The sequence below is a fragment of the Curvibacter sp. Hmag1.1 genome, assembly GCF_059769165.1.
The window spans coordinates 2095948-2116223 of the sequence record NZ_JBMBGX010000002.1 but is presented as its reverse complement, the minus strand read 5'-3'; the positions used below and the strand labels follow the sequence as shown (position 1 = coordinate 2116223).

Below are 20276 nucleotides of genomic sequence, written 5' to 3'. Positions count from 1 at the left end.
GAGAGCCAAGCCTACAATGCAAAGCCCATTACCGTGCTGGGGCACGCCTCGTGTTGCGAGAGCCCCGGCCACAGAGGAAGCCGAATGACAGACCAGACCACGCCGCTCACGCCACGCCCCCCTGTTTCCAATTCCGCAGAGAAGAAAGCCCAGTTGCGGCAAGCGGCGCTGGAGTACCACGAGTTTCCCACCCCGGGCAAAGTAGCGATCAGTGCGACGAAGCAGCTCATCAACCAGCATGATCTGGCGCTGGCGTACTCCCCCGGTGTGGCAGCTCCGTGCGAAGAGATCGTCAAAGACCCGAACAACGCCTTCAAATACACCAGCCGCGGCAACCTGGTGGCCGTGATCACCAACGGCACTGCCGTGCTGGGTCTGGGCGACATCGGTCCGTTGGCGTCCAAGCCGGTGATGGAAGGCAAGGGCGTGCTGTTCAAGAAGTTCGCCGGCATTGATGTGTTCGACATCGAGATTGATGAGAAAAACGACCTCGACAAGCTGGTCGACATCATTGCTTCGCTGGAGCCTACCTTCGGCGGCATCAACCTCGAAGACATCAAGGCGCCCGACTGCTTCTATGTGGAGCGCAAGCTGCGCGAGCGCATGAAGATCCCGGTGTTCCACGACGACCAGCACGGTACCGCCATTTGCGTGGGCGCTGCCATCCTGAACGGCCTGAAAATTGCCGGCAAAGACCCCAAAAAGGTCAAGCTCGTGACCTCGGGTGCGGGTGCTGCTGCGCTGGCTTGCCTGGGCTTGCTGGTCAAGTTGGGTATTCCTCGCGAAAACATCTTTGTGACCGACTTGGCCGGCGTGGTCTATGAAGGCCGTACAGAGCTGATGGACGAGGACAAGATCCAGTTCGCCCAGAAGACCGATGCCCGCACTTTGCGTGAAGTCATTGCGGGTGCAGACATCTTCCTGGGCCTGTCCGCTGGCGGCGTGCTCAAGCAGGACATGGTCAAGTCCATGGCGGACAAACCCCTGATCTTTGCGCTGGCCAACCCCACGCCCGAAATCCTGCCGGAAGAAGTCAAGGCCGTGCGCGACGACGCCATCATGGCAACCGGCCGCACCGACTACCCCAACCAGGTCAATAACGTCCTGTGCTTCCCCTATATCTTCCGGGGTGCTTTGGATGCCGGCGCATCCACCATCACCCTGGAAATGGAAATTGCAGCTGTCCATGCGATCGCCGAACTGGCACAAGCAGAGCAAAGTGAAGTGGTTGCAGCAGCCTATGTCGGCGAGCAGCTCGCTTTCGGCCCGGAGTACCTGATTCCCAAGCCTTTCGATCCGCGCTTGATGATGAAGATTGCACCTGCGGTGGCGCAGGCAGCTGCAGACAGCGGCGTGGCATTGCGCCCCATCCAGGACATGGACGCCTACCGCGAGAAGCTGCAAAGCTTTGTGTATGCCTCCGGCACCACCATGAAGCCCATCTTCAATGCTGCCAAGAAGGCCTTGAAGAAGCGCGTGGCTTACGCCGAGGGTGAAGACGAGCGGGTGCTGCGTGCTGCCCAGATCGTGGTGGACGAGCGCCTCGCACTGCCTACCTTGATCGGACGTCCTGCGGTAATTGCCGAGCGCATCGAAAAATTTGGTCTGCGCCTGAAAGAAAACGTGGACTACAACGTCGTCAACGTCGAGCAGGACCACCGCTATCGCGACTTCTGGCAGTCCTACCACTGCATGACTGAGCGCAAAGGTGTCACGGTCCAGATGGCGAAGATTGAAATGCGCCGCCGTCTAACGCTGATTGGCGCCATGTTGCTGAACAAGGGCGATGTGGACGGCCTGATCTGCGGCACTTGGGGCACCACCGCCACGCATTTGCATTACATCGACCAGGTGATCGGCAAACGCCACGGCGGAAGCCCCAGCACCCCGCAGGATGTGCAGATTTATGCCTGCATGAACGGCCTGATGCTGCCCAACCGCCAGGTCTTTCTGGTGGACACCCACGTCAACTACGACCCGACCGCCGAACAGCTGTGCGAAATCACGGTCATGGCCGCCGAAGAAATGATGCGCTTCGGCTTCAAGCCCAAGGCCGCGCTTCTGAGCCACTCCAACTTCGGCAGCAGCAACGAACCCAGCGCCATCAAAATGCGCCGCACCCTGGAACTGCTGCGCGAGCAAGCCCCTTGGCTGGAAGTGGACGGCGAGATGCACGGCGACGTCGCACTGGATGGCGCAGCCCGTAAGGCGCTGATGCCCAATAGCACCCTGCACGGCGATGCCAACCTGTTGGTGCTGCCGAATATCGATGCTGCCAACATCGCCTACAACCTGCTCAAAACTGCAGCTGGTGGCAACATCGCCATCGGGCCGGTGCTCTTGGGTGCAGCCAAACCGGTGCACGTTTTGACGGCGAGCACGACCGTGCGCCGCATCGTCAACATGACTGCTCTGACGGTCGCAGACGCTAACGCTACACGCTGAGTTTTCGGGGCAGTTAGTGCCCACTCTGCGTGTAAAATTTGTGTAAGGGCTTGCTTATTTATTGAGCAAGCCCTTGCTTTTTTGTGCCGAATACGCGACACTAGCGGCTTACTTTTTCGGGTTAACCCGCGGTAGTCGTAAAGGATTCTGGGTGCACAAGGGAGTTATCAAGTTAGTACTTACTGGCTTGTTTGTGACGGTGGCATGGTCTGCCGGTGTCTCCTCTGCCAAAGAAGCTCCGGCTTTTGTCGCAGAGTCGACTGTTGCACTTGCCAGCCTGCCCCCCCCAAGCCCGTACGACCTACAACCTGGTCCTGCAAGGTGGTCCTTTCCCCTACGACAAAGACGGCGACGTCTTCGGTAACCGGGAGCGGATTCTGCCCTTGCAGCCCCGAGGTTTTTACCGCGAATACACCGTGAAGACGCCCGGAGCGTCCAACCGGGGAGCCCGAAGAATTGTGTGCGGCGGCAAGCAAGTCACTGCACCTCAAGCCTGTTATTACACGGCCGATCACTATGCGAGTTTTCGCAAGATCGTGCCCTGAGCCGAATTTTGTACTTTGAGAAAGAGAATCGGGGATGGATACGCCACTTCGAACTGTCAGAACGAATATCGTTCAATCGATCCGCGCTTTTCGCGTGTCGGACCTGCAGGAAGCCGCACAAGGCCTGGGTCACCACTTTCTGTACGCCAACCTGGCTAACGCCCAGACCAAACAGGACGTGCTGGACATGATCGGCCAGCAATTCATGCTGCCGACCACCGTCAGCAAGAATTTTGACGCGCTGTACGACAATCTGACCGACCCTGTGCACAAGTCGGGCCCTCAGCCTGGTTTTGTGGCGGTGCTGGAACACATTCCCGCGAACGTCAAATTCGACAAGGAAGCGCGCGAGCAGCTCTTGGACATCTTCCGTGACACCGCGGACTACTGGGGAGACCGGAAAATTCCTTTCCGATGCTTCTATTCTTTTCTGTAGCCCGTTCTGCACAAACCAGCCAAGCAGAACGGGCGAACGAGGCAAGCAGCGAAGCCGTGGCAGAAATTGCCATTGCCGAGCCGATTACCGACACCGGCGAAAAAATGCCGACCGACAAGTTGTTGGATGTGTCGCCCCTGGCGTTGCGCATGAGCAGCCCCTTTAACGCGGGATACTGGTTGGCAGCCGCCTGATCAGTACGGTAAGGAAGCAAAAAGGCCTGTCTGTGACAGGCCTTTTTTCATAGGGGCTCCAAAAGCAGGCGCACTCTAGCGGGTACTTAAGCCTTCAGCGATTGCACCAAAGCCACGTACTCTTCGACCGGAACCTCCTGGGCGCGACGTTGCACGTCAAACTGGCCTGAAAAACCCTTCTGCTCCAGCCAGGCCCCCAGTGTGTGGCGCAGCAACTTGCGGCGCTGGCTAAACGCCACCTGCACCATTTCCGAAAACAGCCCCACATCCAACACTGGCGGTTGGGCCAGGGGCACCATGCGCACCACGGCACTATTGACCCGGGGCGGGGGATCGAAGCATTCCGGAGGAACAAACAGCACGTCCTCCATCGCATAGCGCCATTGCAGCATCACACTCAGGCGACTGAAGTCGGAGCTGTCAGGCGGGGCCACCATGCGATCAATCACTTCCTTTTGCAGCATGAAATGCTGGTCTTCAATGCACTCCACGTAGTCCAGCAAATGGAAAAGGATGGGTGTTGAGATGTTGTAGGGCAGGTTACCCACCACCCGAAGTTTGCGGGCTACGGTTGCGAAGGTTGCTGCATTTTCAGGAGCTGCTGGCGCAATGTCGGCGCTGCTGAAATCCACATTCAGTACATCTGACTCAATCACATGGAGCTGAGGATGGCTGCGCAAACGCTTTGCCAGATCACGGTCCAGCTCAATCACGGTCAGGCGACCCAGGCGTTCTACCAAAGGCTGTGTCAGGGCCGCCAGACCGGGACCAATCTCGACCATCGGATCGCCAGGCTGGGGGTTGATGGCTTGGACAATCGCATCGATGATGCCGGAGTCCGACAAAAAGTGCTGGCCGAACCGCTTGCGCGCCAGATGCTTCATTGCGGGGCCTCACGCATTTCCACAAAGGCGCGGGCGCGCACATCGCGCGCCCAAGCGGTGTAAGCCTCTTCATAGCGGCTCTGGCGCAACTGGGCGCGAACGGACTCGCGGATCTGCTGGGGGCTCAACTCCACGCGGCGCTTATCCACCAACTGAATCAGGTGTACACCGAAGCGAGACACCACCGGCGGACTGATAGCACCTTCGTCTTGCAAGCGGTTCATGGCCTCTTCAAACTCAGGGACAAACATGCCGGGTGAAGCCCAACCCAAATCCCCACCCTGTTCGGCTGACGAGTCTTGCGACATCTTGCGGGCCATGGACGCGAAATCGGTCTTTCCACTCACGATCTGTTGACGGGCATCGGCCAATCGGGCAATCGCCTGGGCTTGGGGAAGCTGGGGCGAATTGCGCAACAAAATGTGGCGTGCACGCGTTTGAACCATGGTCTGGACCAGGCGGGTCGGCGCCTTGCGCTCCACCAACTTGAGGATGTGGAAACCCGCACCGGTACGCACCACGTCCGCAATCTCGCCCACTTTCAAGCCTTGGGTGGCGTTCACAAACGAAGGCGGCAACCGGTCACCACGGCGCAGGCCGATCTGACCTCCATTGTTGCGGTCCGCGGCGGAAAATTCTTTGACGAGGTTGGTAAAGTCCTCGCCATCGCGGGCGCGCTGCAACACTCTTTGGGCTTTGACGTACAAGGCTGCAGCTTCTTCGCCATTGGCCTTCTCGGGCACCACGATCAGGATTTGCGCAATATTGAGTTCCTGGGCGAATGGATCCGTGTTGTTGGCCTGTTGCTCCTGAATCGCACGATCCACATCCACATCCGACACCTTGATGGAAGACTCCACCTCGCGCTCATGCAGGCGGCTAAGGGTCAGCTGATCGCGCAGGCCATCGCGGAAAGACTGCACGGTCACACCGTCTTTGGCGAGCTTCTGCCGCAGGGCAAGCACATCCACGCCGTTCTGGCTGGCCACGTTCTGCTCTGCACGATCGATAGCTGTGGCATCCATCCGGATCCCCTGCTCCCGGGCCAACTGCAACTGGGCCTTGTCATTGATCATCCGCTCCAACACCAAGCGGCGAAGCTCTTCAGGAGCTGGCGCTGCCTGTCCCTGCTGGGTTAATTGCTGCGACACCCGCCGCACTTCGATGCTCAGCTCCTGAAAGGTGATGGGCTCGGAGTTCACCACGGCAACGATGTAGTCACCCGGAAGGGCCTGCTGGGCCATCAGGGCAGGGGTTGCCGCTGTCAGGAGGCACGCCAAGGCCCATGCGCGTACGCTGGATTTCATGGTTTTCAATCGTAGTTACTGAAGCGGCTGTTGGAGCCACCTGTTTCACGCAAGTTCTGGTAACGCGAAATATTGGATTTCAGGGTCTGCAAGGGGCTGACTCCCAAGCGGGTAAAGCCGACGAACTCCAGCTCGAATTTGATACTGCTGGTCGAGGACGTACTGCTGGTTTGCACACGCCCCACCACGACCCGGGCCAGCCAGCAGCCCGCATCGTACTCGACGCCCAGCAGGGTATCGACCATGCGACTTTCATTCAAGCTGTAGTTGAGTCGGCCCACGGCATAGTAGCGACCTTCGCCAAGGCCCTTGCCGGTACCGGAGAACTGGTCCGCATCGCCCCACAAATCATTCAAAGGCCATTGCCAGCTGAAATCGATCTGCTCGCTGACGTCGCGCTGAAAGCGATAGGCTGCATTGAGTACCCGGTACGGTGACGGCGTGTAGCGCGCGCCCACCGTGGCGCGGCTGGACTGGGCCGTCAACGGGTTGTATTGCACCGTGGAGTCAACACCCCACTGGCGGGAGAAATTCACTCCAGCACCCAGCATCACATCGCTCCAACCCGCCAAAGCCGGCGAGGTCGTGGAGTTGAGGGTAACTAGCTGGTCTTCAAAGCGGTAGCGCTGGGCGACCCCGAAGCGGGCCAGTTGCTCACCCGTCTGTGCGTCCAGGAAGCGGGTGGTCAGGCCGAAGGTGAGCAGGTTGTTGTCGGAAATCTTGTCGTGGCCGACGTAAGCATTCTCGGTAAAGATGCTGGCGAAGTTGAAATCGCTGGCGGCCGTGTCGTAGTTGGGCAGGTAGCTTTGATTGCGGTAGGGCGTGCGCACATAGAACAGGCGCGGCTCCAGCGTCTGGACGAGGTCGCGGTCGCGCCAGGCCGTCTCACGCTCGAATACCAGCCCCGCATCCAGGCTGAACGTCGGTACCGTGCTGTCAGCGGAGCGATTGCCATTGCTGAGCGTTGAGTCAAATTGGTATGCCGATGTGTGCAACTGCAACTTGGGCGTGATGTAGCCCTCCGGTGCAATGAACGGCCGGCTTACTTGAGCCAAGCCATACAGACGCTGAGTATTTGGTTGTTTCGTCAGACTTTTGTCCGACTCAAACTGCGACATATCGCCTTGTACAGACCAGTCAAAGCCGCGGTCATTGAGCTGGCTGTACTGCACATTCAACTGGGTCTGGTCATAGGGCGGCGTGATCACCGAACTGCTGGACTGCAAAGTTTGCCACTTCAGGGAACGTCCCGTCACGGTGTAGCCTGAGCGGGCCCACGTTGCTTGCATGTCGTTGGCCAGGGTACGCGACGTCAGGGACCCTATGCTGCTGAAATCACTCCAGTAGTTGTCATCGCTCACCCGGTTCAGGTTCAAGGTGTAGGCCACATTACCGAGATCCGTTCCGAGATTGCCGGTCTGGTTCACCGTCGCACCCCAACGGTCGGCGCTGCGCAGTTTGTCCGATGGCATGTAATTCGCCCGCAGCACACCGGAATAGGTGGGCTCCAGGTAACGGAACTCACCGGCCACGGTCACGCCCCGCGCCGTCATCACAGTAGGGGTAACGGTAGCGTCCCGGTTGGGCGCAATATTCCAGTAGTAAGGCACGCTCAGTTCTGTGCCATTCACGTCGCCCAATCCGATGGTGGGCGGCATGACACCGGATTTGCGGGCGTCACTCAAAGGAAAGCTGATTGCCGGCACCGGCAGAATGGGCACATCCATGAAGTGCAGGTAGGCGCCATGGGCAATGCCCACATCTTCGCCGGTATCGAACTCGATATCTGCTGCCCGCAAGACCCAGTCTGGCACCCAATCCGGGCCAGGTTTCCGCCTGCAGGTGGTATACGTGGCATTGCGCACAACGGTGCGGTCCGGATCAATGAACTCGGCCTTGGAAGCATCACCATGTGCATCGTTCTGCAGAAAGCGATAGGTCGGTGACTCGAAGGTCCCCTCGAAGGCTTCCACCTTGAGGTCCAGCGACGGACCCTCAAACACATTGCCATTGCGGTTGATGCGCACGTTACCCATAGCCCGGGCCCGGTCATCCGGTGCGAAGTACTCCAACCGATCGGCCTTGATCACGGTGCCGGGCTTACGCATTTCCGCCTGGCCCTGGACGATGGTTTCGAGGTCAGGACGACCGGTGATCTGCTCACCCATCAAGAAAACCGGCGCGGCATCCAGCTGGGCTTGGCCTATGCCCTCCTGCAAGCGCGGAGAACTGTTGAGCGTGAGTGGCGCTTCGTCCGAGGTTTCCTGCGCCTGAACGGACATCTGCGCGCATGCCAAGGCCACCAGAGCCACAAGGCGGGTCAGCGGTGGCCGGCAGACAGGCGCCCGGGGGGGCAGGGCGCGCAAAGGAAAACGCATGGGGCGAAGGGCAGAAACCAGGAGTTGGATCAGGAATCCACACCGGGCCGCACAAGGCGGCAGAGCGTGGGTTTGTAGAATGGATTATCCATGACCCCAAGCCCTCACACCGTGTCCTCAGCCACGCCCCCTTCCCCTACCGCCCCCGCCGCTCCCGCCCCGCAACCGATTGTCTGGGCTGATATCGCGCGCGAACAACGCTTCCATGCGTGGTTCAACAGCCTGCAATCCGGTTTTTCGCTGGAGCCGGCGACGCTGGGTTTGGCCTCCGCCGATGCAAGCTTTCGCCGCTATTTCCGGGTGCAAAGCGGTCGGGGCAGTCTGGTCATCATGGATGCGCCACCGGACAAAGAGAACTGCAAACCCTTTGTAGACATTGCCGCCCTGCTGAACCACGCGGGCCTGCGTGCCCCGAAAATACTGGCTTGGGACGAAGCCGACGGCTTCATGCTGCTCACCGACCTGGGCACGCTCACGATGATGCAAACGATAGACCCGGCAAAGCCTCCGCTGGACCTGTACCTGCATGCCGTCGACACCCTGGTGCAATGGCAGCTGGCCTCGGCCCCGGGTGTGCTGCCTCCGTATGACGAGGCTTTGCTGCGCCGCGAGCTGGAGCTTTTTCCTGAGTGGTACATAGTCCGCCACCGGAACTTCACCCTTGATGCACCCATGCGCAAGACGCTGGACGACACATTTGCCTTGCTGATACAGAACAACCTGTCCTGGCCGAGTGTCTATGTGCACCGGGACTTCATGCCGCGCAACCTGATGGTGCCCGATCTTGCGGAAATACCTTCCAAAGCCGATCCGCGCTACCTTGGTGTGCTGGACTTCCAGGATGCCGTCTACGGCCCCATCACCTACGACATTGCCAGCCTGATGCGCGATGCGTTTTTGACCTGGGACGAGGACTTCTGCCTTGACGTGACCATCCGCTACTGGGAAAAAGCCCGCAAAGCCGGCTTGCCGGTAGGCGACGACTTTGGTGAGTTTTACCGTGGCGTGGAATGGATGGGCCTGCAACGCCACCTCAAGATTGCCGGCATTTTTGCCCGCCTGACCCTGCGCGATGGCAAGCCCAAATACCTGGCCGACACGCCCCGCTTTATCGACTACATCCGCAGCACCTGCAGCCGCTACATCCAGCTCAAGCCCTTGCTGCGTTTGGTGGAAAAGGTGGAGGGCATTGAGGTGCCGAATGTGTTCGCCTTCGGTCGCTCATAGTCAAATCATGCTCTAGCGCCCGTGGAATATGCGCAAGCAGCTCCTGAATTTATAGCAAGCTCCGGCTTACCCTTTTATGCCCCGTTTTTTCTGCGCTGCGGCGCTGGTCAGCGACACCGCTCTGGAACTGCCAGCGGGAGCCGCGCGCCATGTGCAGGTGCTGCGCCTGCAACCCGGCGACAGCATTACCCTGTTTGATGGACAAAGCGCTGACGAATTCGACGCCACCGTCACCCGCATGGGCCGCAGCGATGTGGCGGTTCAGGTCGGGCAGCGGCGCACCGTGGCCCGCGAGCCGGCGCGTCAGATTCACCTCGCCGTGGGCATGCCCGCCAACGACCGCATGGACTGGCTGGTGGAGAAGGCCACCGAACTCGGTGTGGCCAGCATCCAGCCCCTGATGACGGAACGCAGTGTGCTCAAGCTCAGCGGTGAGCGGGCCGAAAAGAAAGTGGCTCACTGGCAAAGCGTAGCGGTGGCGGCCTGCGAACAGTGCGGTGGCAACATGGTGCCCGTGGTGCACCCCATGCAGACGCTGGCTCAGTGGCTCAAAAGCCCTAGCGCGCAATCAGATATCCCGCAACGTTTGCTGCTCTCTTTGCGTGCCGGTAGCACCCCAGTGGCCTCCTTGCCCTCCGGCCCGGCACCGGTCTGGTTTCTATCCGGTCCCGAAGGGGGCTTGAGCAGCCATGAAGAAGAGGCCGCTATTGCCGCCGGCTTCTCCCCGGCTTCCCTGGGCCCCCGCGTTCTGCGGGCCGAAACCGCTGCACTGGCAGCACTCACTTTACTGACTCAACCATGAACCGCAGCCTTTGGCTACTCGCTCTGTGCCAAGGGCTATTCCTCACCAACAACGTCACCTTTATTGCCATCAACGGCCTGGTGGGTTTGAGCATGGCCCCTTACGGGTGGATGGCGACTTTGCCTGTCATGGGCTATGTGGTGGGCGGTGCTTTGGCGACGCCTCTGGTGGCTGCTACGCAGGCGCGCTTCGGGCGGCGGACCTCTTTCCAGATCGGGCTGGTGGTGGCAGTGGCATCCGCGCTGGCCGGCGCGTGGGCCGTGGCTGCCCATCAGTTCTGGGGCCTGGTCGCCGCAACCGTCGTAGCCGGCTACTACAGCGCCAACGGCCAGCTCTACCGTTTTGCAGCGGCGGAACTGGCATTGCCTGCATTCCGGGAAAAAGCTGTTTCTCTGGTGCTGGCGGGCGGCCTCATCGGCGCGATTGCCGGGCCCAACCTCGCGGCCCGCACACGCACGCTCATGGAGGTGCCGTTCACGGGTGCCTACCTGGTGCTGGCCGGCGTGGGGCTGCTGGCCATGGTGCTGATGGCGTTCGTCCGTTTTCCGGCACACCAGGCGCCGAATGCGGCAACCTCTACCGGTCGCCCCCTGAGCGAGATCGCGCAGCAGCCCGCATTCGTCGTGGCCTGCCTGAGCGCCGCCATGGGCTACGGAGTCATGAACCTGCTGATGGCAGCCACGCCGTTGGCCATGCAGCAATGTGGTCTGGGTTTTGACGACGCAGCCTTCGTGCTGGAATGGCATGTCATCGGCATGTTCGCACCGGGGTTTTTCACCGGTCACCTGATCAAGCGCTTCGGCACCTTGCACATCATGGCCGTCGGCGTGGCGCTCAATCTCTTGTGTGTGGCCATCGCGTTGAGTGGTGTGGAACTGCAGCAGTTTGTGCTTTCTTTGTTCCTGCTGGGTGTGGGCTGGAATTTCTTGTTCACCGGCAGCACCACATTGGCGCTGACGGCTTATCGCCCCGAGGAAAAAGACCGTGCCCAGGCAGCCGTCAACTTCTGCGTGTTTGCCGTGATGGCCCTGAGCTCATTGGCCTCAGGCGCACTGGTGGTGACGCAGGGCTGGACATGGTTGAACATCGGCTCCATCCCTCCACTGGTCCTCACCGCAGCTGGCCTGTTGTGGCTGCAGGTCAAAGGCCGAGCAGCGCGTCCTTGAGCTTGAAGTCGGCCGGGACCGGGCCGATCCAGATCTTGAACACCATGTCAAAAAACTCGGCGTCTCCGATGGGCGCGCCCTGGGCTTGGCCCTGAATGTAAAAGGTGGTGCCTTTGCCGGGCACAAATTCCATGGCGAAGGTATCGCCTGCTGTGAGCTTGGGCTTGCCCGAAAAAATCTCGATCAAGCGGGTGCTGGATGCAGCGTGCTTTTGCACTTGGTCCGCCGGCGAGTTGCTGGACAGGCCTTTGATGAAAGCGATACCGAGGTCCGTGCCCGGCAGATCGCGCAGCGCCACGAAACTGAGGCGCTTGGGGCCCGGCATCGCAATGATGGCCTCAGGGGTGTTGCCCTTGGCAGAGGTATACAGCGCCATGTCGTACACACGGAAAATCGCCTTGTAACGGGTACCCGCGCCATTGAGCTGCAAAGGCACGCCGTGCACCGCGGCCTTCGCTTCGAAGTTGCTGCTCACCGTCGCCGCATGGGCTTGCACTGCCACCGTCCCGATGGCACTCCAAAGAGCCAGTGTCAGGACACTGGCGCGAAGGTGATGGTGCGTTGGTGTTGTCATCTTTTTCTCTCCCTTTTCTCTTGTAAAAATTATGTTCGTCGGTTCAGGAGCCACTGCTCCAAGGCCTCCACCGTCAGTGGTTTTGCGATCCAATAACCCTGCAGGGTGTGACAGCCGATGTCCTGCAGGAAGGCACGCTGCTCTTCGGTCTCCACCCCTTCAGCGACCACATTCAGGCTCAAGGCCTCGGCCAGTCCCACCACGCCTTTGACAATGGCGCGAGAGTCGCTGTCGGTGGCTGTATCGTTAACGAAAGAGCGGTCGATCTTGAGCTGGTTGGGTCGCAGGCGCTTGAGATAGGCCAGCGAGGAATAGCCGGTACCGAAGTCATCAATCGCAATGCCAACCCCGATCTGGCGCAAGCGTTCGATGATGCGCTGGCTGGTTTCGGTTTCCGCCATCAGCACACTCTCGGTGATCTCAATTTCAAGGCGCTGCGGAGGAATGCCGCTGGCGTCCAGCGCTGCCTGCAGACTGTCGAGCAAACGGTGGTCACGGAACTCCAGCGCTGACACATTGACCGCCATGTTGCCGATATGGATGCCACGCGCGGACCAGTCCGCCAACTGGCGGCAGGCCTCCCGGAGAGTCCAGACACCCATCTCGGCAATACGCCCCGACTCTTCTGCCAGCCCGATGAACTGGGCGGGATACAGCAGGCCACGGGTCGGGTGCTGCCAGCGCACCAGTGCCTCTACCGCTACCATCTCGCCGGTTTTGGCGCAGACCTGCGGCTGGTAGTGCAGCACCAGCTGGTCATGGCCGATCGCGTAAGCCAGCTCCTGCTCCAACTCCAGGTTGGCCTGCAGGCGGGAATTCAGCTCGGAGTGGAAGTAGCTGTACCTGGCGCGCCCCAGCGTCTTGGCTTGGTACACCGCGATATCGGCATGCTTGACCAGGGTCTCAAAGTCCTGCCCATCTTCGGGGTAGAGAGAAATACCGATACTGGCTGACACCTTGACGGGGGCATTGGCCAACACCACCGGTGCCTCAATGGAGCGCAAGACCCGCTGCGCCATTTCGCCCAGAGACTCCCAGTGCTCAATGTCACGCACCAGCACCAAAAACTCATCGCCGCTCTGGCGGCAGACCACATCCACCTCACGCAACACCTCGCGCAATCGACGCGCCACTTCAATCAGCAAGGCATCGCCGGCCGCGTGACCCATAGAGTCATTGACGGCCTTGAAGCGGTCCAGATCGATGAAGAAGATGCCAAATTGCTGTTGGTTGCGCTGTGCAGACAGCATTTCACGCTGCACCAGATCGATAAACAGCGAGCGGTTCGGCAAGCCGGTCAGCTGGTCGTAAAACGCCATTTGCTGCAGCTGCGCATTCTTGTTACCGAGCTGGGTGAACAGGCCGCGCAACTCCTCTTGCACACGGCCCAAATGGCGGCCCAACAGACCGAGCTCGTCCTGCCTGCGCCATACAAACACCTGGCCCGGGCCGTCGTCCCGACTGTGGTCCAGCAAAGCGCTGGCGTGTTCTTTCAGTCGCTCGATAGGACGCAGCACGCGGGACACCAGCACCGGCATCAGCACCGCCAGAATGGCCAGCACCTGCAAGGCCACCAGCACCAGCATCTGGTCGCGCCGCGCCTGCAACAGGCCCTGGCCGTAAGAGGCGTCAAACCAGACCACCAGTGTGCCCAGGGGCTCCCCTGATCGGATCACACTTTGCGTGCGGCGGGTCAACCGGCCGGCGGACGTATCTTTGTCCAACGAGCCGGCAAAGTCCGGCCGGATGCGCTCCATCTCCGGGGTATTGGCCAGCCCGTCCTCGATACGTACCGCTACGACCTGCGGGCTCTCCAGCAAGCGGGCGGCTGCGGCATCCAGAGCCACGCGATCCACCACCCACATCGGCTCGGCAATAGACACACTGCCGATCTTCATCAGGGCAGTTTCACTCTGTGCCAGCAAGGCTTTCTGGGACTTTTCCGCCAGTTGTTGCTCGAGCGTGAGCAACAGAATCGCAGGCAGGGTCACGCCGATCACCACCACCAACATCATGGTGTAGCGCAGGGGCAAGCCCTCGCGGATTCGCAAGCGCAACTTCTTCCAGCTCAACGGAATGGATGCCAACGGAGTTACCCCGGGTTCAATGCTGGGCTGCACTCAAAACCGCTGGTCCAGCCAGCTGCGCATGGCGGCAAACACCGGTGTGGCATCTTTCTCGTTGAGGATCTCGTGGTACAGCGCATCAAAGCACACCGAGGTCACCTGGTCTTTGGGGGCCGCAGCCACAAAGTCACGGCTGCCCTGCGGGTTCACCAGACGATCATCCCCTGCATACATCAGCAAGGTGGGAACCTTCCATTGCGGGGCGGCAGCAACGGTAGCCGGCCCCTCGGTAGAGAAAAAGCGGGCCAGTCGGGCGGAGATGCGGTCATGCACCAGTGGGTCCGTGGTGTAGGCCTTCACCACGGCGGGGTCATGCGAAATGAAGGCGGGGTTCAGGCCATTGCCTACGCGCAGGTTGGGGGCGATTTTCGGCAACACCGCAACCAGGAATTTCTGGAAGGCATTCATGCCCGGATTCAGGGCAGGGGAGGACATGATGAGCGCCTCTACCTTGCGTAGACCTAAGGACACAAAGCGCCCGGTCACCAGACCGCCCATGCTGTGTCCCAACAGAATCAGCGGAGTGGCGGGTTCCAAGCGGGCACGTGTACTGTCGATGATGTCGGCCAGGTCATCCAGCATGCGGGTGTCGGAGGGCAGACTACCAGGCAAGCCGCTGCTTTCGCCGTGGCCGCACTGGTCGTAGCCGCGCACTGCAAAGCCCCAGGCATTGAGTTGTTGCGCGACATGGTCATAGCGTCCGGCATGCTCGCCCAGCCCGTGGACGATGAGCACAACGCCGCGGGGCGTCATGCCCGGCTCCAACGGCCAATCCTGGACGGCGAGGTTTTCGCCGTCGCTGGCGGTGAAGGTACTCAGAGTGGATTCAGAAGCCATGCTTTGCTACCGGTTCAAGGAAAACGGGAAATCACCTGTGCCACTGCGGCAGTGAGTTTTTTGGCATACGGCACATGCAAAAACTCATTCGGTCCATGGGCATTGCTCTTGGGGCCCAGCACACCACACACCATCATCTGTGCTTTCGGGAAGCCCTTGGACAGCATGTTCATGAGCGGGATCGTACCGCCCTGACCAATGTGGCCACAGGGCGCTCCGAAGTGCGCATTCGAAGCGTCATTCAATGCCGCATCGAACCAGGGCGCGGTATCCGGAGCATTCCAGCCGGTGGCGCTGGACAGCCCTTCAAACGTGACTTTGGCTTGATATGGCGCGTTGTCTTCCAAGAGCGTCTTCAACTCCTGGACGGCAGAAGCCGCCTCCACCAAAGGTGGCAGACGCAAGCTCAACTTGAACGCGGTGTAAGGCCGCAGCACGTTTCCGGCATTTTTGATGTCGGGAAAGCCATCTGCCCCGGTGACACTCAGCGTGGGCTGCCAAGTGCGCTTGAGCAAGGCCTCCAGCGGGTCCGAGGTGGTGGGCAACGCGAAGGTAGTGGCGCCACCGCAGTCATAGTGCGCCCAGGGAAAGCGCTTGAATAATTCATCACCCAGTATTCCGGCAGTCGCGCGCGCTTGCTGCATGCGCTCGGCAGGGACTTCGCAGTGGAAGTTGGCAGGCAACAAATGGCCGGTTTTGCTGTCCTCCAGGCGGTCCAACACCTGGCGCAGGATGCGGAAGCTCGAAGGCACGAGGCCACTAGCATCTCCCGAGTGAATGCCCTCGGTCAGGATTTCGACCTTCAAGACGCCGCTGGCCATGCCACGCAGGCTGTTGGTCAACCACAACTGGTCGTAATTGCCGGCTCCGGAGTCCAGGCACACCACCAGCCCCACATCACCCAAGCGGGGCTTGAGTGCGTCGACATAGTGGAGCAGGTCGTAAGAGCCACTTTCCTCGCAGGTCTCGATCAGGCCGACCACTCGCGGGTGACGCAGCTTCTGGTCTTTGAGCGCCTGCAGTGCGGCAATCGCCGCATAGGCAGCGTAGCCGTCGTCCGCGCCGCCACGGCCATACAGCTTGCCGTCCTCGTATTTGGGGGTCCAGGGCCCAAGGTCGTTGCGCCAACCTGAGAACTCCGGCTGCTTGTCCAAGTGGCCATACATGAGCACGGTTTCGCCGGATGCGGGTACCTCGCCCGCCTCACCACCACTGGCGGGTATTTCAAAAAAGATAACCGGAGTACGACCCTCGAGCCGGATGACCTCCAGCTGCAAGCCGGGAACTTTCTGGGCCTCGATCCACTGGGCGGTATTGCGCACCACGGTGTCCAGCAAACCGGCCTCCGACCATTGCGCGTCAAACATCGGCGACTTGGCCGGAATACGGATGTACTCCTCCAAACGATGGACGATGTCCGTGTCCCAGGCAGCACTGACGTGCTCAAGGGCCTGGGCGGTATTGAATACAGAGGATGGAACGCGGGCGTTCATGGGGCTCCTGATACAGATTCGGCGCGGGGCATCCATCATGCCATGCGCAGCCTGAATCTTGCTGGAGGCTTACCCGCAGTCGACTGCTTTAACGTGCCAATTTGTACACAGAAGTGCCGGCCCGCAGGTTGGGAAGAAAGCGGACCGTCTGACCATCCTGCAAACCAAAGCTGTCCAACACGCGCAAACCATTGCGCTGCGCCAGAACAGCCAGGTCCGCATGGGTGCCGACGCGGATGTTGGGCGTGTCGTACCACTGGTAGGGCAATCGCTTGGTCACGGGCATGCGCCCTTGCAAAATGCTCAGGCGGTTGGGCCAATGGGCAAAGTTGGGGAAGGCCACAATGCCCACCCGTCCGACACGTGCCGTCTCAATCAACATGGTTTCGGCATTGCGCAAGTGCTGCAGGGTGTCGATCTGCAACACCACATCGAAGCTGGCGTCCTCAAACACTGTAAGCCCCTGGTCGAGGTTGAGCTGCAGCACATTCACGCCGCGTTTGACACAAGCCAGCACATTGGCATCGTCCAGCTCCACGCCGTAGCCGCTGCAGCCCCGCTCGCGCTGCAGGTAGTCCAGCATCGCGCCGTCGCCGCAACCCAGGTCGAGCACCCGCGAACCTTGAGGCACCAAACTGGCAATCGCGTGCAAGGTATTCAAGTCGGTCATGCCGCCACCTCCAAACCCGTGGAAATGCTATCAAAATAAGAGCGCATCACGCTCATGTAACGGGCGTCATCGAGCAAAAAGGCGTCATGACCGTGGGGTGCATCGATTTCAGCGTAACTGACCTCGCGCTTGTTATCCAACAAGGCCTTCACCACCTCGCGGCTGCGTTTGGGGCTGAAGCGCCAATCGGTCGTAAAGCTCACCAGCAAAAACTTGGCGCGGGTTCGGGCCAGGGCCCGGCTCAAGTCCCCGCCAAAGGCTTTGGCCGGGTCAAAGTAGTCCAGAGCGCGGGTGATCAGCAGATACGTGTTGGCATCAAAGTACTCCGCAAACTTGTCACCCTGGTAGCGCAGATAGCTCTCGATCTGGAACTCCACGTCCTGCGTGCTGTACTTGTAGCCGTTGGCGCTGGCCAGCACGGCGTCTTTGAGCTCGCGGCCAAACTTCTCGTTCATCACGTCGTCGCTCAAGTACGTGATGTGGCCGATCATGCGGGCGATGCGCAGGCCTCGCTTGGGGATGACGCCATGCTCGTAAAAATGACCGCCATGAAAGTCGGGATCGGTCACGATGGCGCGGCGCGCAACTTCATTGAACGCAATATTCTCAGCCGTGAGGTTGGGCGCACTGGCCACCACCACCGCATGCCGCATGCGCTCGGGGTATTGCAGCGTCCAGCTCAGGGCTTGCATCCCGCCCAAGCTGCCACCCAAAACCGCGGCCAAGGTCTCGATACCCATCGCGTCCAACAATTTCGCTTGGGCGTTCACCCAATCTTCGACGGTGACCACGGGAAAGTCCGCGCCATAGACCTTGCCCGTGTCGGGGTGGGTGTGCATGGGGCCGGTGGAGCCGAAACAGGAGCCGAGGTTGTTGACGCCGATGACGAAAAACTTGTCCGTATCCACCGACTTGCCCGGGCCGATCATGTTGTCCCACCAGCCTTCGGACTTGTCCTGCCCCTCGTAAACGCCCGCGACATGGTGCGAAGCGTTCAGGGCATGGCAGACCAGCACCGCATTGGACTTGTCGGCGTTGAGCGTGCCGTAGGTCTCGTAACTCAAGGAATAGCCGTGGATGGACTCCCCGCTTTGCAGCAGCAAAGGGGTATCAAAGCGCATGGTTTGGGGCGTGGCAATCAGCATAAAAACAAAACCCGGCAGCGCTAAACGCGGGCCGGGTTGCTGTGCCTTAAGGCGGGTCCGTGTTTAGCTGAATTTATTAAGCGCCCGCAAGCTGGAGCAAATTGGCGCTGTGGGTGGCGAGTATAGCAAGGGACGCCTTTTTCGGGGTCCATCGCATAACCGTGCACCAGCTTGGAATGCCTGGCGTGTTTTTTGCTTTATTTTGGTGCGCAAAGCCATTTTTCGATGGTTTTGCACCAATCAAAAGCATTTAACGACCAAAGGACTCGTATGGAAGCACTAAAACAGGGCGCGGATGCCTTGTTCATTTTGTTGGGCGCAATCATGGTGCTGGCCATGCACGCCGGTTTTGCCTTTCTGGAACTCGGCACCGTACGCCGCAAGAACCAGGTGAACGCGTTGGTCAAGATCCTGGTGGACTTCTCGGTGTCTACGGTGGTGTATTTCGTGGTCGGGTACGCGGTGGCCTACGGCACCACCTTCTTTGTCGGTGCCGAGCAACTGGCCGCCAAGAACGGCTACGAGTTGGTGAAGTTCTTCTTCCTGCTGACCTTTGCCGCTGCCATTCCCGCCATCATTTCGGGCGGCATTGCCGAGCGGGCCAAGTTCTGGCCGCAGCTCATTGCCACGGCCGTCATCGTCGGTGTGGTCTACCCCTTCTTTGAAGGCATTGTCTGGAACCAGCATTTCGGCGTGCAAGCCTGGATCAAGGCGCTTACCGGCGATGAGTTTCACGACTTTGCCGGTAGCGTGGTGGTGCACGCCGTGGGCGGTTGGATCGCTTTGGGTGCCGTGCTCTTGCTGGGTGCACGGAGTAACCGCTATCGCAAAGATGGCGCCATGTCGGCCCACCCGCCCAGCAGCACTCCTTTCCTCGCCTTGGGCGCGTGGATTTTGATCGTGGGCTGGTTCGGCTTCAACGTGATGAGCGCACAGCTGCTAGACAAAATGTCCGGCCTGGTGGCGGTGAACTCGTTGATGGCCATGGTGGGCGGCACGCTGGTAGCCCTGCTCATGGGCAAAAACGACCCCGGCTTTGTGCACAACGGCCCGCTGGCCGGTCTGGTAGCCGTGTGCGCCGGTTCCGACCTCATGCACCCGCTGGGCGCACTGGTGGTGGGCGGTGTGGCAGGCGCCATTTTTGTAGTGATGTTCACCCTGACCCAGAACAAATGGAAGATTGACGACGTGCTGGGCGTGTGGCCGCTGCACGGCCTATGCGGCACTTGGGGTGGCATTGCAGCAGGCATTTTCGGTAGCACTGCCCTCGGCGGCTTGGGTGGCGTCAACTTCATGGCCCAGCTCATCGGCACTGCCATGGGCGTGGCATGGGCAGCCGCGGCGGGCTTTGTCGTTTACGGACTGCTCAAGGCTACCGTCGGCCTGCGCATGAGCCAGGAAGAGGAGTACGACGGCGCGGACCTCTCCATTCACAAAATCAGCGCATCGCCGGAGCGGGAAGCCAACTGGTAGTCGTACCGCAAAAGCGGATAGCTATGCTTTTCATAGCTACCCGCGCATATTCAATGGGCGCTAGCGCCCATTTTTATTAATAATCCGATCTGCCGCCCATGCACCCGGGCCATACAAAGCCAGAGTCAGCAACAACACACCCCAGGTGATGTGCTGCTGCAGCGCAGCGGGCGCAATCTCGCTCAGGGACAGCACCGCCATCACGTTGACCACACTCAGGCCCAAGGCCGCAAACCGGCCCCCCAAGCCCAAGACCAACAAGACCGGCAATACGAGCTCACCCGCAGTGCCCATCCAGGCTGCCAGCTCCGGAGGCAGCAGGGGCACGTGGTATTCGTCCATGAACAATGACAGTGTGATGTCCCAGTCACGCAGCTTGGTCAAGCCGGAAGAGAAAAATGCGTTCGCGACATACAGCCGCGCCAGCAACGCAGCAGGCGCTTGCAATGCATCCAGTACACGGTGACCGCTTGCCACAAGCGTGGCAAAGCGCGTGAGCCAATGCCCGCCACAGGCGCGGGATGAGGTTGCCAATAGAGATTTCATACAGACTCTTTTCAAACACAGAACAGGG

The 20276-nt window shown here is 60.1% G+C and carries 17 protein-coding genes and 1 pseudogene; 8 read left to right on the top strand and 10 right to left on the bottom strand.

What is annotated here, in order from left to right:
• Positions 1 to 84: 84 nt before the first annotated feature.
• The 4 genes and pseudogenes from ACOAP0_RS10650 (at position 85) to ACOAP0_RS10635 (ending at position 3620) form a co-directional block, all read left to right on the top strand.
• Positions 85 to 2445: an NADP-dependent malic enzyme gene (locus ACOAP0_RS10650; RefSeq protein ID WP_498376374.1), complete on the top strand. Its 2361-nt coding sequence runs from the start codon at positions 85 to 87 to the stop codon at positions 2443 to 2445.
• Between the two features lie 199 nt (positions 2446 to 2644).
• A pseudogene (locus ACOAP0_RS10645) lies at positions 2645 to 2990 on the top strand (guanyl-specific ribonuclease).
• A gap of 34 nt (positions 2991 to 3024) precedes the next feature.
• Positions 3025 to 3426 carry a barstar family protein gene (locus ACOAP0_RS10640; RefSeq protein ID WP_087495841.1) on the top strand — a complete coding sequence of 134 codons (402 nt, stop codon included), beginning with the start codon at positions 3025 to 3027 and terminating at the stop codon, positions 3424 to 3426.
• Positions 3405 to 3620 carry a hypothetical protein gene (locus ACOAP0_RS10635; RefSeq protein WP_087495840.1) on the top strand — a complete coding sequence of 72 codons (216 nt, stop codon included), beginning with the start codon at positions 3405 to 3407 and terminating at the stop codon, positions 3618 to 3620. Before ACOAP0_RS10640 ends, ACOAP0_RS10635 begins: the two co-directional genes overlap by 22 nt.
• Before the next feature lie 86 nt (positions 3621 to 3706).
• Here ACOAP0_RS10635 and rsmA read toward each other — a convergent pair whose 3' ends face one another.
• The 3 genes from rsmA to ACOAP0_RS10620 are packed head-to-tail and all read right to left on the bottom strand — an operon-like array spanning position 3707 to position 8189.
• The gene (gene rsmA / locus ACOAP0_RS10630) at positions 3707 to 4504 is read right to left on the bottom strand and encodes a 16S rRNA (adenine(1518)-N(6)/adenine(1519)-N(6))-dimethyltransferase RsmA (protein ID WP_498376373.1); all 798 of its coding nucleotides are present in this window, start codon (positions 4502 to 4504) and stop codon (positions 3707 to 3709) included.
• On the bottom strand, positions 4501 to 5811 hold the full coding sequence (locus ACOAP0_RS10625; RefSeq protein WP_498376372.1) for a peptidylprolyl isomerase: 1311 nt from the start codon (positions 5809 to 5811) through the stop codon (positions 4501 to 4503). Before ACOAP0_RS10625 ends, rsmA begins: the two co-directional genes overlap by 4 nt.
• A gap of 5 nt (positions 5812 to 5816) precedes the next feature.
• Positions 5817 to 8189, bottom strand: a complete 2373-nt coding sequence (locus ACOAP0_RS10620) for an LPS-assembly protein LptD (protein ID WP_498376371.1) — start codon at positions 8187 to 8189, stop codon at positions 5817 to 5819.
• A gap of 90 nt (positions 8190 to 8279) precedes the next feature.
• Here ACOAP0_RS10620 and ACOAP0_RS10615 point away from each other — a divergent pair, with 90 nt between their 5' ends.
• From ACOAP0_RS10615 to ACOAP0_RS10605, 3 genes are all read left to right on the top strand, one after another.
• A complete protein-coding gene (locus ACOAP0_RS10615) occupies positions 8280 to 9416 on the top strand; it encodes an aminoglycoside phosphotransferase family protein (protein WP_498376370.1) in 1137 nt (378 codons plus the stop codon).
• Between the two features lie 76 nt (positions 9417 to 9492).
• Complete coding sequence (locus tag ACOAP0_RS10610; protein ID WP_498376369.1) at positions 9493 to 10218, top strand: 16S rRNA (uracil(1498)-N(3))-methyltransferase; 726 nt, start codon at positions 9493 to 9495, stop codon at positions 10216 to 10218.
• Positions 10215 to 11384, top strand: coding sequence for an MFS transporter (locus tag ACOAP0_RS10605; protein ID WP_498376368.1), 1170 nt, complete (start codon positions 10215 to 10217; stop codon positions 11382 to 11384). Before ACOAP0_RS10610 ends, ACOAP0_RS10605 begins: the two co-directional genes overlap by 4 nt.
• Here the strand turns inward: ACOAP0_RS10605 and ACOAP0_RS10600 are convergent.
• From ACOAP0_RS10600 to metX, 6 genes are all read right to left on the bottom strand, one after another.
• A complete protein-coding gene (locus ACOAP0_RS10600; protein WP_498376367.1) occupies positions 11359 to 11958 on the bottom strand; it encodes a chalcone isomerase family protein in 600 nt (199 codons plus the stop codon). The genes ACOAP0_RS10605 and ACOAP0_RS10600 overlap by 26 nt on opposite strands.
• A gap of 29 nt (positions 11959 to 11987) precedes the next feature.
• Positions 11988 to 14078: a putative bifunctional diguanylate cyclase/phosphodiesterase gene (locus ACOAP0_RS10595; protein WP_498376366.1), complete on the bottom strand. Its 2091-nt coding sequence runs from the start codon at positions 14076 to 14078 to the stop codon at positions 11988 to 11990.
• A complete protein-coding gene (locus ACOAP0_RS10590; protein ID WP_498376365.1) occupies positions 14079 to 14921 on the bottom strand; it encodes an alpha/beta hydrolase in 843 nt (280 codons plus the stop codon).
• A 14-nt stretch (positions 14922 to 14935) separates the two neighbouring features.
• Positions 14936 to 16414, bottom strand: a complete 1479-nt coding sequence (locus tag ACOAP0_RS10585; RefSeq protein WP_498376364.1) for a M20/M25/M40 family metallo-hydrolase — start codon at positions 16412 to 16414, stop codon at positions 14936 to 14938.
• Between the two features lie 88 nt (positions 16415 to 16502).
• Complete coding sequence (gene metW / locus ACOAP0_RS10580; RefSeq protein ID WP_087495830.1) at positions 16503 to 17084, bottom strand: methionine biosynthesis protein MetW; 582 nt, start codon at positions 17082 to 17084, stop codon at positions 16503 to 16505.
• Positions 17081 to 18229, bottom strand: coding sequence for a homoserine O-succinyltransferase MetX (metX, locus tag ACOAP0_RS10575; RefSeq protein WP_498376363.1), 1149 nt, complete (start codon positions 18227 to 18229; stop codon positions 17081 to 17083). The genes metW and metX overlap by 4 nt, the downstream gene beginning before the upstream one ends.
• 270 nt (positions 18230 to 18499) lie before the next feature.
• Here metX and ACOAP0_RS10570 point away from each other — a divergent pair, with 270 nt between their 5' ends.
• A complete protein-coding gene (locus ACOAP0_RS10570; RefSeq protein WP_498391404.1) occupies positions 18500 to 19702 on the top strand; it encodes an ammonium transporter in 1203 nt (400 codons plus the stop codon).
• Positions 19703 to 19762: 60 nt separating this feature from the next.
• Here ACOAP0_RS10570 and ACOAP0_RS10565 read toward each other — a convergent pair whose 3' ends face one another.
• Positions 19763 to 20248, bottom strand: a complete 486-nt coding sequence (locus tag ACOAP0_RS10565) for a DoxX family protein (protein ID WP_498376361.1) — start codon at positions 20246 to 20248, stop codon at positions 19763 to 19765.
• Between the last annotated feature and the right edge of the window lie 28 nt (positions 20249 to 20276).